Annotated in this window: 14 protein-coding genes; 8 read left to right on the forward strand and 6 right to left on the reverse strand. The window is 61.9% G+C overall.

Annotated features, from left to right (window positions below; all coding sequences use genetic code 11):
- Positions 1–34 precede the first annotated feature (34 nt).
- Positions 35–439 (forward strand): YkgJ family cysteine cluster protein, encoded by a 405-nt coding sequence (locus ACPFMA_RS26880; RefSeq protein ID WP_009396120.1) that lies wholly within the window; start codon positions 35–37, stop codon positions 437–439.
- 189 nt (positions 440–628) lie between these two features.
- On the opposite strand, the gene typA is transcribed toward ACPFMA_RS26880, so the two are convergent.
- Together typA and thiI are read right to left on the reverse strand one after the other, a co-directional pair.
- Positions 629–2,452, reverse strand: a complete 1,824-nt coding sequence (gene typA / locus ACPFMA_RS26885; RefSeq protein ID WP_009396119.1) for a translational GTPase TypA — start codon at positions 2,450–2,452, stop codon at positions 629–631.
- Positions 2,453–2,567: 115 nt separating this feature from the next.
- Entirely contained in the window at positions 2,568–4,022 is a 1,455-nt protein-coding gene (gene thiI / locus ACPFMA_RS26890) for a tRNA uracil 4-sulfurtransferase ThiI (RefSeq protein ID WP_064302626.1), read from the reverse strand.
- Positions 4,023–4,352: 330 nt separating this feature from the next.
- On the opposite strand from thiI, the gene glnA reads away from it, so the two are divergent.
- From glnA to ntrC, 5 genes are all read left to right on the forward strand, one after another.
- Positions 4,353–5,759 (forward strand): type I glutamate--ammonia ligase, encoded by a 1,407-nt coding sequence (gene glnA / locus ACPFMA_RS26895; RefSeq protein WP_009396117.1) that lies wholly within the window; start codon positions 4,353–4,355, stop codon positions 5,757–5,759.
- 145 nt (positions 5,760–5,904) lie between these two features.
- Positions 5,905–6,348, forward strand: coding sequence for a cupin domain-containing protein (locus ACPFMA_RS26900; protein WP_425929262.1), 444 nt, complete (start codon positions 5,905–5,907; stop codon positions 6,346–6,348).
- A gap of 204 nt (positions 6,349–6,552) precedes the next feature.
- Positions 6,553–7,158, forward strand: a complete 606-nt coding sequence (aroQ, locus tag ACPFMA_RS26905; protein ID WP_425929264.1) for a gamma subclass chorismate mutase AroQ — start codon at positions 6,553–6,555, stop codon at positions 7,156–7,158.
- A 257-nt stretch (positions 7,159–7,415) separates the two neighbouring features.
- On the forward strand, positions 7,416–8,501 hold the full coding sequence (glnL, locus tag ACPFMA_RS26910; protein ID WP_009396106.1) for a nitrogen regulation protein NR(II): 1,086 nt from the start codon (positions 7,416–7,418) through the stop codon (positions 8,499–8,501).
- Positions 8,498–9,934 carry a nitrogen regulation protein NR(I) gene (ntrC, locus tag ACPFMA_RS26915; protein WP_009396104.1) on the forward strand — a complete coding sequence of 479 codons (1,437 nt, stop codon included), beginning with the start codon at positions 8,498–8,500 and terminating at the stop codon, positions 9,932–9,934. The genes glnL and ntrC overlap by 4 nt, the downstream gene beginning before the upstream one ends.
- 295 nt (positions 9,935–10,229) lie before the next feature.
- Here the strand turns inward: ntrC and ACPFMA_RS26920 are convergent, their stop codons facing one another.
- Complete coding sequence (locus ACPFMA_RS26920) at positions 10,230–10,670, reverse strand: hypothetical protein (protein ID WP_425929266.1); 441 nt, start codon at positions 10,668–10,670, stop codon at positions 10,230–10,232.
- Between ACPFMA_RS26920 and trmL the strand changes: the two genes are divergently transcribed.
- Entirely contained in the window at positions 10,669–11,124 is a 456-nt protein-coding gene (trmL, locus tag ACPFMA_RS26925) for a tRNA (uridine(34)/cytosine(34)/5-carboxymethylaminomethyluridine(34)-2'-O)-methyltransferase TrmL (protein ID WP_064302627.1), read from the forward strand. The genes ACPFMA_RS26920 and trmL overlap by 2 nt on opposite strands.
- Before the next feature lie 168 nt (positions 11,125–11,292).
- On the opposite strand, the gene secB is transcribed toward trmL, so the two are convergent.
- From secB to ACPFMA_RS26940, 3 genes are read right to left on the reverse strand one after another with little or no spacing between them, the layout of a single operon-like run.
- Positions 11,293–11,772, reverse strand: coding sequence for a protein-export chaperone SecB (gene secB, locus ACPFMA_RS26930; RefSeq protein ID WP_009396097.1), 480 nt, complete (start codon positions 11,770–11,772; stop codon positions 11,293–11,295).
- A 40-nt stretch (positions 11,773–11,812) separates the two neighbouring features.
- Positions 11,813–12,067, reverse strand: a complete 255-nt coding sequence (gene grxC, locus ACPFMA_RS26935) for a glutaredoxin 3 (protein WP_009396096.1) — start codon at positions 12,065–12,067, stop codon at positions 11,813–11,815.
- 1 nt (position 12,068) lies between these two features.
- On the reverse strand, positions 12,069–12,485 hold the full coding sequence (locus tag ACPFMA_RS26940) for a rhodanese-like domain-containing protein (protein WP_420058778.1): 417 nt from the start codon (positions 12,483–12,485) through the stop codon (positions 12,069–12,071).
- A gap of 214 nt (positions 12,486–12,699) precedes the next feature.
- On the opposite strand from ACPFMA_RS26940, the gene gpmI reads away from it, so the two are divergent.
- A complete protein-coding gene (gpmI, locus tag ACPFMA_RS26945; RefSeq protein ID WP_425929269.1) occupies positions 12,700–14,235 on the forward strand; it encodes a 2,3-bisphosphoglycerate-independent phosphoglycerate mutase in 1,536 nt (511 codons plus the stop codon).
- Positions 14,236–14,276: the final 41 nt, after the last annotated feature.

Below are 14,276 nucleotides of genomic sequence, written 5' to 3' on the forward strand. Positions count from 1 at the left end.
GCGCGCCTTCCCATACCTATATGCCTGACCCCTGATGAAACCGACCCTGATTGCCGCCGCCGAGCTCGACCGTCTCGAAACGTGGCAGAAATACGCCAGCCACATGTGCGGCGGCTGCATGTCCACCTGTTGCACCTTGCCGGTGGAAGTGAAGTTGAAAGACCTGATCCGTATTGGCGTGGTGGACGAATTCGAAGTCGGCGAGCCGCCGAAGAATATCGCCAAGCGGTTGCAAAAGGATGGCATCGTCGAGCGCTTCAACCAGAAGTCCGGGATCTTCACCCTGACCCGCATGAGCAACGACGACTGCCTCTATCTGGACCGCAAGACCCGCCTGTGCACCATTTACGACAAGCGTCCGGACACCTGCCGCAATCACCCACGGGTCGGGCCGCGGCCGGGGTACTGTGCCTACAAGCCGAAGCCGGCTAGCCGCTAAGCCAAGGATTGATGGTGCTCCTGCCGGCCTCATCGCCGGCAACGCCGGCTCCCACAGGGATCGGCGGTGTACTCGGTCCCTGTGGGAGCTGGCGTTGCCAGCGATGAGGCCCTGAAAAACACCACAAGAACATCAGGCAAAAAAAGCCCCCGGCCTTGCGACCGGGGGCTTTTTCATTTCAAGCCGGGCTTAGTTGGCCTTGGCTTTCTTGGCAGCGCGGGTACGCTCGCCTTCGTCGAGGATCTTCTTGCGCAGACGGATCGACTTAGGCGTCACTTCGCACAGCTCGTCGTCCTGGATGAATTCCAGGGCCTGTTCCAGGGTGAAACGAACCGGCGGAACCAGGGCGATGGTCTCGTCCTTGCCCGAAGCACGCATGTTGTCGAGCTTCTTGCCTTTGGTAGGGTTCACACCCAGGTCGTTGTCACGGCTGTTCAGACCAACGATCTGACCGTTGTAGATTTCCTGGCCGTGCTCGACGAACAGCTTGCCGCGCGCCTGCAGGGTTTCCAGGGAGTAGGTCAGGGCCTTGCCGGTCTCGACCGAAACCAGTACGCCGTTCAGGCGGCCGGACATGTGGCCGGACTTCATGGTGTCGTAGCGGTCGAAGATCGAGGTCAGGATGCCTGCACCGTTGGTCAGGGTCAGGAACTGGTTACGGAAACCGATCAGACCACGGGCTGGAATGTTGTATTCCAGACGTACACGGCCCTTGCCATCCGGCGCCATGTTGGTCAGGTCGCCCTTGCGCAGGCCCATTTCTTCCATGACCTTGCCCTGGGATTCTTCAGGGATGTCGATGGTGACGTTCTCGAACGGCTCGTGCTTGACGCCGTTGACTTCGCGGATGATTACCTCGGGACGGCCTACAGCCATCTCGAAGCCTTCACGACGCATGGTTTCGATCAGGACCGACAGGTGCAGTTCACCACGGCCGGAAACCTTGAACTTATCAGCGGAGTCGCCTTCTTCAACGCGCAGTGCAACGTTGTACAGCAGCTCCTTGTCCAGACGCTCCTTGATGTTGCGGGAGGTCACGAACTTGCCTTCCTTGCCGCAGAACGGCGAGTCGTTCACCTGGAAGGTCATGGAAACGGTCGGCTCGTCGACGGTCAGCGGCTTCATCGCTTCGACTGCGTCCGGGGAGCACAGGGTGTCGGAGATGAACAGCTCGTCGAAACCGCTGATGCAGACGATGTCGCCAGCCTGGGCTTCTTCGACGTCAACGCGGTGCAGGCCGTGGTGGCCCATCAGCTTCAGGATACGACCGTTGCGGCGCTTGCCGTCGGTGTCGATGGCGACGACCGGGGTGTTCGGCTTGACGCGGCCACGGGCGATACGGCCAACGCCGATAACACCGAGGAAGCTGTTGTAGTCCAGAGCGGAGATCTGCATCTGGAACGGACCGTCACGGTCAACGGCAGGCGCTGGTACGTTGTCGACGATCGACTGGTACAGCGGGGTCATGTCTTCGGCCATTTCGGTGTGGTCCAGACCGGCGATGCCGTTCAGGGCCGAGGCGTAGACGACCTTGAAGTCCAGCTGTTCGTCGGTGGCACCGAGGTTGTCGAACAGGTCGAAGATCTGGTCCAGGACCCAGTCAGGACGCGCGCCCGGACGGTCGACCTTGTTGATCACGACGATCGGCTTCAGACCGGCTTCGAACGCCTTCTTGGTCACGAAGCGGGTTTGCGGCATAGGGCCGTCCTGGGCGTCGACCAGCAGCAGCACGGAGTCGACCATCGACATGACGCGCTCTACTTCACCACCGAAGTCGGCGTGGCCGGGGGTGTCGACGATGTTGATGTGGTAGCCATTCCAGTTGATGGCGGTGTTCTTCGCCAGAATGGTAATACCGCGCTCTTTTTCCTGGTCGTTGGAGTCCATGACGCGCTCGTCGTTGAGCTCGTTACGCTCCAGGGTGCCGGATTGGCGCAGGAGTTTGTCGACCAGGGTGGTTTTACCATGGTCAACGTGGGCGATGATGGCGATGTTGCGCAGATTCTCAATCACTGTGTGTATCTCGATCTCAGGTATTCGGTGCCGCCGCCAGGGCAGCGGGTTTCAGTAAACGGAGCAGGAAATCCGGTCGGGAGGACGATGGCGGGAACGGTCGCCATCGTGCTTCCTAGGCGGGGCGATAAACGCGCACATTGGCGTGTCCCTCACTGAGCAGGTGATGAGCATGCAGCCGGCTCATGACACCTTTATCGCAATAGAGCAAATATTGGCGGTTGCCATCCAGGTGCTTGAAGCGGCTGTTCAGGGCATAGAACGGCACGGCCTGGACTTCGATGCCGTCGAGCTGCAGGGGCTCGTCTTCCTGGGCATCGGGGTGGCGGATATCGATGACGATCTGGCCCGGCAAGGCTTCGGCAAGCTCTTCGACCTGCACGTCCTGGCCCAGTTCATCGATCACGTTGTCGATGGAGATGTAGCGGGCACGCTCCAGGGCGCGCTCCAGCACCTGCATGTCGAACTGCTTCTCTTCGTGATCGACGCGATGGCGCTTGGCGCAGGTGGTCGGGTTCACCGAGATGACACCGCAATATTCCGGCATATGCTTGGCGAACTCGGCGGTACCGATCTGGTAGGCCTGGTCGATGATGTCCTGCTTGTGACTGGCCAGCAGCGGACGCAGCACCAGCTTGTCGGTGGCCGAGTCGATCACCGCGAGGTTCGGCAGGGTCTGGCTGGACACCTGGGAAATCGCCTCGCCGGTCACCAGCGCATCGATCTCCAGGCGGTCGGCAACGCGGGCGGCAGCGCGCAGCATCATGCGCTTGAGGGTCACGCCCATATAGCTGTTGTCGACCTTGCCGAGGATCTCGCCGACCACTTCCTCGAACGGCACGCTGACGAACAGCACGCGCTGGCTGCTGCCGTATTTCTTCCACAGGTAGTGGGCGACTTCCATCACCCCCAGCTCGTGGGCACGGCCACCCAGGTTGAAGAAGCAGAAGTGCGTCATCAGGCCGCGGCGCATCATCTGGAAGGCCGCGACGGTAGAGTCGAACCCGCCGGACATCAGTACCAGGGTCTGCTCCAGCGCGCCCAGCGGGTAGCCGCCGATACCCTTGTGCTGGTTGTGGATCACGTAGAGGCGTTTGTCGCGGATCTCGATGCGCACTTCCACTTCGGGATTGCGCAGGTCGATACCGGCAGCACCGCACTGCTGGCGCAACTGGCTGCCCACGTAGCGATCGACGTCCATCGAGGTGAAATCGTGGTGGCCGCCGCGCTTGCAGCGCACGGCGAAGCGCTTGCCGGCCAGCAGGTGGCCGAAGTGGGTCTTGCACTTGGCGACGATATCGTCGAAGTCGCCCAGCGGGTATTCGTCCACCTGGAGGAAATGCGCGATGCCCGGCATGCAGGTCAGGCGCTCGGTGATCTCGCGCAGCACTTTCTCGTCCTCGACGCGGGTAACCACTTCGAGGTTGTCCCAGACACCATCGACCTTGACCTCGGGGTCGAGCTCACGCAGCACGGCGCGGATATTGCGGCCGAGCTGACGGATGAACCGCTTGCGCACCGGGCGGCTCTTGATGGTGATTTCTGGAAAGACTTTGACGATCAGTTTCATGGAAAACAGCGCGCGAGCGGCCAGCCGAAAAAGGGGGGCGCGGATTATAGCGGAAATTGCTCAAGGTTTGACCAACTTTTGTCCGACCACCTTAATGCGCACCAAATTGGTTCATTTTCCCAAATTACCGCATCTAAAGAGTGCAGAAAAAATCGACATTTCCTACAGAAACGGCTTAAACGCGAGAAAAGGGGGCATAAATCCCGTTTTCGGGCACTGGCATGCAATTTGCTCCCTTGTGAGGCAGGTTGCCTTGGTCGAGTATTCCGGCCCGGCATCACCCAAATTCAAGGGCTGCACAGGCAAGCTCTACCCCACCCGGAGGACACCATGTCGAAGTCGGTTCAACTCATCAAAGATCATGACGTTAAATGGATTGATCTGCGCTTCACTGACACCCGCGGCACCCAGCACCACGTCACCATGCCAGCCCGTGACGCGCTGGAAGACGACTTCTTCGAAGTCGGCAAGATGTTCGACGGTTCCTCCATCGCTGGCTGGAAAGGCATCGAAGCCTCCGACATGATCCTGATGCCGGTCGACGAAACCGCCGTCCTGGACCCGTTCACCGAAGAGCCGACCCTGATCCTGGTCTGCGACATCATCGAACCTTCGAGCATGCAAGGCTACGATCGCGACCCACGTGCGATCGCCAAGCGCGCCGAAGAGTACCTGAAGAGCACCGGCATCGGTGACACCGCCTTCGCAGGTCCGGAGCCTGAGTTCTTCATCTTCGACGAAGTGAAGTTCAAGTCCGACATCTCCGGCTCGATGTTCAAGATCTTCTCCGAGCAGGGCTCCTGGATGTCCGACCAGGACGTCGAAGGCGGCAACAAGGGCCACCGTCCAGGCGTCAAGGGCGGCTACTTCCCTGTTCCACCGTTCGACCACGACCACGAAATCCGTACCGCCATGTGCAACGCACTGGAAGAGATGGGCCAGACCGTCGAAGTCCACCACCACGAAGTGGCGACTGCCGGCCAGAACGAAATCGGCGTCAAGTTCAACACCCTGGTGAAGAAGGCCGACGAAGTCCAGACCCTGAAGTACGTCGTGCACAACGTTGCCGATGCCTACGGCCGCACCGCGACCTTCATGCCGAAGCCGCTGTACGGTGACAACGGCTCGGGCATGCACGTGCACATGTCGATCTGGAAAGAAGGCAAGAACACCTTCTCCGGCGAAGGCTATGCCGGCCTGTCCGACACCGCCCTGTACTTCATCGGCGGCATCATCAAGCACGGCAAGGCGCTGAACGGCTTCACCAACCCTTCGACCAACTCCTACAAGCGTCTGGTCCCAGGCTTCGAAGCACCGGTCATGCTGGCCTACTCGGCTCGCAACCGTTCCGCCTCGATCCGCATTCCTTACGTCGGCAGCCCGAAAGCCCGCCGTATCGAAGCCCGCTTCCCGGATCCGGCTGCCAACCCGTACCTGGCCTTCGCTGCCCTGCTGATGGCCGGCCTGGACGGCATCCAGAACAAGATCCACCCAGGCGACGCAGCGGACAAGAACCTGTACGACCTGCCACCAGAAGAAGCCAAGGAAATCCCGCAAGTCTGCGGCAGCCTGAAAGAGGCCCTGGAAGAACTGGACAAAGGCCGTGCGTTCCTGACCAAGGGCGGCGTGTTCTCCGACGACTTCATCGATGCCTACATCGCTCTGAAATCCGAGGAAGAAATCAAGGTCCGTACCTTCGTACACCCGCTGGAATACGACCTGTACTACAGCTGCTAATCCAGTGACGCACGCGCAAGCGGCGTAAGTACGTGAAAGGCCTCCTTCGGGAGGCCTTTTTCTTACAGGCTTCAGCTCCAGAGCTGATAGTCCAGCGTTTCCCTCTCCACCATGCTGGTCCGCTCCCACTCAGCGAGACCCTGCCATGATCAAACGTCTCTTCCTTGTCGGTTCACTGGCCCTGATCGGCGCCTGCTCCAGTGCTCCCGCCACCAAGCCCGTCGATGCACAGCTCCTGCTGCGCACCACCACCGCCTGGGACGGCTCGCCCTATACCGACTACCCCGCAGGCAGCCCCGAACTCAGCCTGCTGAAGATCCGTATCGCTCCCGACACCTCCCTGGACTGGCATAGCCATCCTGCACCCAATGCTGGCTACCTGCTGGCGGGCGAATTGCGCGTCGAAACCCGTGACGGTCGCGAAAGGCGCCTGCGCGCTGGCGAGGCCCTCGCGGAAGTTACCGGCGTAGTCCACCGCGGCCACGCCGGCAGCCGCGGCGCAGAGCTGGTCGTTTTCTATGCGGGCAGCCCGGGCCTGCCTCTTTCCGAGATCGCGGCGGAAGAGGAGCAGGCATTACCTGCACGTTGATCCCAGGCCAGCAACAAGCTTCAAGCAACAAGAAAAAGCAGTCGGCAGCGCAGCTTTTTCTTGCGACTTGCAGCTCGAAACTTGCAACTAAAGAAAAGGCCTCCCGCGGGAGGCCTTTTTTCGTACAAGCATCGGCGCTTCCACTGATGTGCAGTCTCTTCCCCCTCGCCCATGCTGGCCCGCTCACTCAAGCGAGGCTGCCCTATGCGATTTATCCTGTTACTCCCCCTTGTCGCCCTGATCGGATACAGCGCCCCATCAGTCGCTGGCGAACTGCTCTTTGACGACCTGACCCTCCACGAGGTCGCGCCTCCAGTCGACATACCACCGGAAGTGACCAGACTTATGCGCGTGATTGAGCAGCGAAACGACACCGCTCGCTTGGTGGCGATTTACAAATCGAAGGCTCGCTTGCCCCTCGAGGACCTCAAGCGTGAACAGGAAGTCATCGCCAGTGCCGTCGAGGCGGGCAAGCGTCATGGCTTGAGCGAGGACCGCGTGCGCACCTTCTTTGCCGATCAGATAAAAGCCAGCAAATTTGTCCAGTCCGCCGTCATGACCAACGGGCTATTCGAGAAGCTACCTGACCTCGCCCCCGGAGAAGATCTCGCTTCACTGCGTATCGTTCTCGACCAAATGCAGGAAGAGCTGCTGTCCAGCCTCGCTGCCTTCGATAACGCCAACTACCGGGAGCGATGCCGCATCCTGGTTGGCACCGCACTGGAAAGCAAGAAAAGAGAAAAGGGATATCCGCTGATGATGATGGCCGCAACGGCCCAAGCCACCCTCAGCCTGTGCAAAAGCGATTGAGTCCCGGTCAATGCTCTATATTGGTGCGCATAATCATGCGCACCTTCGAACTCCATCCCATTTTGGGTCACAAAATCTCCAGCAGCAGGGCTTTGTAGACTTTTTTCGGGCAAACCCAGGCGTATTACCGGGATTTCCGCTTCTTTTCGGAGCCTTGGTTTGCTTTTTGCATTTTCATCGGATCAGCGAATGACCAGCGTTCGCGCCCCTGGCCGGAGCCGGGTCCGACATGTGCCAAAAGAGGTCAAAGACGCCACATGACCATCAGCGATGCACTGCACCGATTACTACTGGACAACCTGACCACCGCTACCATCCTGCTCAACGCCGAACTGCGCCTTGAGTACATGAACCCGGCGGCGGAGATGCTGCTGGCGATCAGCGGCCAGCGTAGCCATGGCCAGTTCATCAGCGAACTCTTCACCGAGTCCAGCGAGGCCCTGAACTCGCTGCGCCAGGCGGTAGAGCACGCGCACCCCTTCACCAAGCGCGAGGCCCAGCTCACTTCGTTGACCGGGCAAAGCCTGACCGTCGACTACGCCGTTACGCCGATCCTCAGCAACGGGCGCACCCTGCTGCTGCTCGAAGTGCATCCCCGCGACCGTCTGCTGCGCATCACCAAGGAAGAGGCCCAGCTGTCCAAGCAGGAAACCACCAAGATGCTGGTGCGCGGCATGGCCCACGAGATCAAGAACCCGCTCGGCGGAATCCGCGGCGCCGCCCAGTTGCTGGCCCGCGAACTACCCGACGAAGGGCTCAAGGACTACACCAACGTCATCATCGAAGAGGCCGACCGCCTGCGTAACCTGGTGGACCGCATGCTCGGCTCGAACAAGCTGCCGATGCTGGCCCTGACCAACATCCACGAAGTGCTGGAACGGGTATGCAGCCTGGTCGAGGCGGAAAGCCAGGGCGGCATCACTTTGGTGCGCGACTACGACCCGAGCCTGCCGGACGTGCTGATCGACCGCGAACAGATGATCCAGGCGGTACTCAACATCGTCCGCAACGCCATGCAGGCCATCAGCGCGCAGAACGAGTTGCGGCTGGGGCGCATCACCCTGCGCAGCCGGGCCATGCGCCAGTTCACCATCGGCCATGTGCGCCATCGCCTGGTGGCCAAGGTCGAAATCATCGACAACGGCCCCGGCATTCCTGCGGAACTGCAGGACACCCTCTTCTATCCCATGGTCAGCGGCCGCCCGGACGGTACCGGGCTGGGCCTGGCCATCACCCAGAACATCATCAGCCAGCACCAGGGCCTGATCGAGTGTGACAGCCACCCGGGCCACACCACCTTCTCGATCTTCCTGCCACTGGAACAAGGAGCCGCTTCCTCATGAGCCGTAGTGAAACTGTCTGGATCGTCGATGACGACCGCTCTATCCGCTGGGTCCTGGAAAAAGCCTTGCAACAGGAAGGCATGAACACCCAGAGCTTCGACAGTGCCGATGGCGTCATGAGCCGCCTGGCCCGCCAGCAGCCGGACGTGATCATCTCCGACATCCGCATGCCGGGCGCCAGCGGCCTCGACCTGCTGGCACAGATCCGCGAGCAGCACCCGCGCCTGCCGGTGATCATCATGACCGCACATTCCGACCTGGACAGCGCGGTGGCGTCCTACCAGGGCGGCGCGTTCGAGTACCTGCCCAAGCCTTTCGACGTGGACGAAGCGGTGTCGCTGGTCAAGCGCGCCAACCAGCATGCCCAGGAACAACAGGGCATGGACGTCGCCCCGGCCCTGACCCGCACCCCGGAAATCATCGGCGAAGCGCCGGCGATGCAGGAGGTGTTCCGTGCCATCGGGCGCCTGAGCCATTCCAACATCACCGTACTGATCAACGGTGAATCCGGGACCGGCAAGGAGCTGGTGGCCCATGCCCTGCATCGCCACAGCCCACGCGCGAGCGCGCCGTTCATCGCCCTGAACATGGCCGCGATTCCCAAGGACCTGATGGAATCCGAGCTGTTCGGCCACGAGAAAGGCGCCTTCACCGGCGCTGCCAACCTGCGCCGTGGCCGCTTCGAGCAGGCCGACGGCGGCACCCTGTTCCTCGACGAGATCGGCGACATGCCGGCCGACACCCAGACCCGCCTGCTGCGCGTCCTTGCCGACGGCGAGTTCTACCGGGTCGGCGGGCACACGCCGGTCAAGGTCGATGTGCGCATCATTGCAGCGACCCACCAGAACCTGGAAACCCTGGTACAGGCCGGCAAGTTCCGGGAAGACCTGTTCCACCGCCTCAACGTGATCCGCATCCATATTCCGCGCCTGGCCGATCGTCGCGAGGACATCCCGGCCCTGGCCCGCCACTTCCTCGGGCGCGCCGCCCAGGAACTGGCAGTGGAACCCAAGCTGCTCAAGCCGGAAACCGAGGAGTTCATCCGCAACCTTCCCTGGCCGGGCAACGTGCGCCAGCTGGAGAATACCTGCCGCTGGATCACGGTCATGGCGTCCGGCCGCGAAGTCCATGTCGGTGACCTGCCGCCGGAGCTGCTGAGCCTGCCACAGGACGCCGCCCCGGTAACCAACTGGGAACAGGCGCTGCGCCAGTGGGCGGACCAGGCGCTGTCGCGAGGCCAGTCGAGCCTGCTCGACAGCGCCGTGCCGAGCTTCGAGCGGATCATGATCGAGACGGCTCTCAAGCACACCGCCGGCCGCCGCCGGGATGCCGCCGTACTGCTGGGCTGGGGCCGCAATACCCTGACCCGGAAGATCAAGGAACTGGGCATGAAGGTGGACGGTGCCGACGATGGGGACGACGAAGAGTCCTGAACCGACGCATCGAAATGCCGCGGGGCCGGCGCCTGGACACAGAATATCGTGCCAGGCGCCGGCCCCGCGGTCGTTTCAGCCGGGGCACGGCGCGAATGCCCCATTCATGAACCGAAATAGCCCCGCACGCACCGCCTCAAGGCAAAAATCATCGCCTTTCTCCTGAAAATCCCCCCAGATCTGCCCGAAAGCCTTGATCCGCGGCGGTTTTGAAAAGTTGGCACAGCGCCTGCATTAGTACAGACATCTCCAGTTTTGGGGGCCTTGGTACAGGCAGGCCGGGGATTCCCCTCTTTTATTCGTGCAGTCTCACCTGCACACGCCAGCGGTCCTCCACTGACTCTCCCGCCCAGCGGGCCTGCAGTGGACGGGCCGCCACCAGGCTCAGCAACAGCCCCTGATCGGTCTTGCGCAGCCGCCAGCTCACCGGCTTGTCGCCGAAGCTCAGCTGGCCCTTCCCCGCCTTTCCCTCCGCATCGAACAGCAGCGCCACGGTACCGTCGACGGTTTCGCCGTGCAGCCTGGGTTCCTCGTTGAACCAAAGGTCCAATCCGCCAGTAACCACTTCCACCTGTTCCAGCATCCGGGGCTCAGGCGCGGTCAGGCGGCCGATCATCAGGCCCACCAGCATGCCGAACAGGGCGAGGGAAAACAGGACGCGCGGCCAGGATTTCGAACGCGGGTCCGGCTCGTCGGGGGTAGAATGCGCGTCATCTTTATGCTCGGAGCCGTGCATGTTTCACGTGATCCTTTTTCAACCGGAAATTCCGCCCAATACCGGCAACATTATCAGGCTCTGCGCCAACAGCGGCTGCGACCTGCACCTGATCGAGCCGATCGGCTTCGAACTGGACGACAAGCGCCTGCGCCGGGCCGGCCTGGACTACCACGAGTACGCCACCCTGAAGCGCCATGCCGACCTCGCCTCGTGCCTGGAAAGCCTGGGCCAGCCGCGCTTGTTCGCCTTCACCACCAAGGGCTCGCAGCCCTTCCATGAAGTGGCGTTCGAGCCGGGCGATGCGTTTCTGTTCGGGCCGGAGAGCCGTGGCTTGCCGGCAGAGGTACTGGATGCGCTCGAGAGCGGCCAGCGCCTGCGCCTGCCGATGCGCCCGGGCTGCCGCAGCCTGAACCTGTCCAACACCGTCGCCGTGGCCGTCTACGAGGCCTGGCGCCAGCAAGGTTTCGCCTGACTCTATCGGCTTGCAGAGGACCTTGTGGGAGCGGGTTCACCCGCGATTACGTCGGTGAAGTCACTACCGCAATCGCGGGTGAACCCGCTCCCACAGGGACCGCGCACCACCCAAATCCCACCTGCATAAAAAAACGCCCCGAAGGGCGCTTTCTCGAACCACCATCGCTTACTGCAGCGAAGGCGCTTCGCCGGCTTCCTGCATGCGCTGCATTTCCTGCGCGTACAGGGCGTCGAAGTTGACCGGAGACAGCATCAGCGCCGGGAACGAACCGCGGGTGACCAGGCTGTCCAGCGCTTCGCGAGCGTACGGGAACAGGATGTTCGGGCAGAACGCGCCCAGGGTGTGGCTCATCGAGGCCGCATCCAGGTTCTTGATCAGGAAGATACCGGCCTGCTGGACTTCAGCGATGAAGGCCACTTCGTCACCGTTCTTCACGGTCACCGACAGGGTCAGGACGACCTCGTGGAAGTCGCCTTCCAGGCCTTTCTGCTTGGTGTTCAGGTCAAGGGAAACGCTCGGCTCCCACTGCTGACGGAAGATCGCCGGGCTTTTCGGCGCTTCGAACGACAGGTCACGCACGTAGATGCGCTGCAGGGAGAATTGCGGTGCGCTGTCTTCGGCAGCGCCGTTGTTTTGCTCGGTCATGACAGATCCTTCTTTGCAGGGTCTTTAGAGGGTTTGGGATTCACGCCTGGAGCAGGGCGTCGAGCTTGCCGGCGCGCTCCAGTGCATAAAGATCGTCGCAACCGCCGACGTGGGTTTCGCCGATCCAGATCTGCGGCACCGAGGTACGCCCGGCCTTCCGGGTCATCTCTGCGCGAACCTGGGGCTTGCCGTCGACCTTGATCTCTTCGAAGGCAATGTTCTTGCTCGCCAGCAGTTGCTTGGCACGCATGCAGTACGGGCAGTAGTCGCTGGAATAGACGATGACCGGCTTCATGTCACTTCACCAGCGGCAGGTTGTCGGCTTTCCAGCTGGACACACCGCCGGACAGCTTGGCGGCGGTGAAGCCGGCCTTGAGCAGGTCGCGGCAGATGGTGCCGGAATGCTGGCCCATGTTGTCGACGACGATCAGGGTCTTGCTGCCTTTGTGCTTTTCCAGCTCGCCGATGCGCGCTGCGAACTTGTCCTGCGGGATGTTGATCGCGCCAACGATGTGGCCTGCCGAGTAGTCCTTGCTGGGACGGATATCGATCACCACGGCCTTGTCGCCGTTGACCAGTGCGGTCAGTTCGCCGTTGCTCAGGCTGCGGCCGCCTTTGCGGGCCTCGTAGACGATCAGCAGAACCAGCAGAACCAGGAAAAGTGCAACCAGCAGGTAGTGATTTGTCGCGAATTCAATCAGATGAGCAACCATCGGAGGGTGTTCCAGGTCATTAAAAATGGCGGCCAGTATACACAGCAGCAATGGGCCGCCAAAGCCTGCTGCACGGGGTAAACGACAGTAATTCTCATCATGACGGTACTGTCTGTCGGGACGACCCGCGCACAAGGGACGCGGAATTCGTCAAGACTGGCCAATTTGCCCTAAAATGCGCACCTTTCTCATCTACAACCGTGAGTAGATTTTGATGACGAGCACGCCCAAGCCTTTGGTCCTGATCATCCTGGATGGTTTCGGTCACAGCGAAAGCCCCGAGTACAACGCCATCTTCGCCGCCAACACGCCGGTCTACGATCGCCTGCGCGCTACCCGGCCGCATGGCCTGATCTCCGGCTCCGGCATGGACGTCGGGCTGCCCGACGGGCAGATGGGCAACTCGGAAGTCGGCCACATGAACCTCGGCGCCGGCCGGGTCGTGTACCAGGACTTCACCCGCGTGACCAAGGCCATTCGCGACGGCGAATTCTTCGAGAACCCGGTGCTGACCGGTGCCGTCGACAAAGCCGTGGGTGCCGGCAAGGCCGTGCACATCCTTGGCCTGCTCTCCGACGGTGGCGTGCACAGCCATCAGGATCACCTGGTGGCGATGGCCGAACTGGCCGCGCAGCGGGGTGCCGAGCGCATCTACCTGCACGCCTTCCTCGACGGCCGCGACACCCCGCCACGCAGCGCGCAATCGTCCATCGAACTGCTCGACGCCACCTTCGCCAAACTGGGCAAGGGCCGCATCGCCAGCATCATCGGCCGCTACTACGCAATGGACCGCGACAACCGCTGGGACCGCGTCAGCGCCGCCTACAACCTGATCGTCGACAGCGTTGCCGACTACAGCGCCGACAGTGCCCTGGCCGGCCTCGAAGCCGCCTACGCCCGCGACGAGAGCGACGAATTCGTCAAGCCCACGCGCATCGGCGAAGCCGTGAAGGTCGAGGACGGCGACGCCGTGATCTTCATGAACTTCCGCGCCGACCGCGCCCGCGAGCTGTCCCGCGTGTTCGTCGAGCCGGACTTCAACGAATTCCCCCGTGCACGCCTGCCGAAGCTGGCGGCCTACATCGGCCTGACCCAGTACTCGGCGAAAATCCCGGCCCCGGCCGCTTTCGCCCCGGCCAGCCTGCACAACGTGCTTGGCGAGTACCTGGCCAACAACGGCAAGACCCAACTGCGCATTGCCGAAACCGAGAAGTATGCCCACGTCACCTTCTTCTTCTCGGGCGGTCGTGAAGAGCCGTTCCCCGGCGAAGAACGCATCCTGATCCCGTCGCCGAAGGTCGCCACCTATGACCTGCAACCGGAAATGAGCGCGCCGGAAGTCACCGACCGCATCGTCGAGGCCATCGAGCAGCAGCGCTACGACGTGATCGTGGTCAACTACGCCAACGGCGACATGGTCGGCCATACCGGCGTGTTCTCGGCTGCGGTAAAGGCCGTCGAGGCCCTGGACGCCTGTATCGGTCGCATCACCGAGGCGCTGGACAAGGTCGGTGGCGAAGCGCTGATCACCGCCGACCACGGCAACGTCGAACAGATGGAAGACGAATCCACCGGCCAGGCGCACACGGCGCACACTACCGAGCCGGTGCCCTTCATCTATTACGGCAAGCGTGACCTGAAGGTCCGCGAGGGCGGCGTGCTGGCAGACGTGGCGCCGACCATGCTGACCCTGATGGGCATGGAGATTCCGGCGGAGATGACTGGTACCTCGATCCTCGTCAAAGCCTGATTCAGCAACACGGACCTGTGGGAGCGGGTTCACCCGCGATT

Source organism: Pseudomonas sp. NyZ201, assembly GCF_049860765.1.
In the GTDB taxonomy this organism is placed as follows: Bacteria; Pseudomonadota; Gammaproteobacteria; order Pseudomonadales; family Pseudomonadaceae; genus Aquipseudomonas; species Aquipseudomonas bharatica.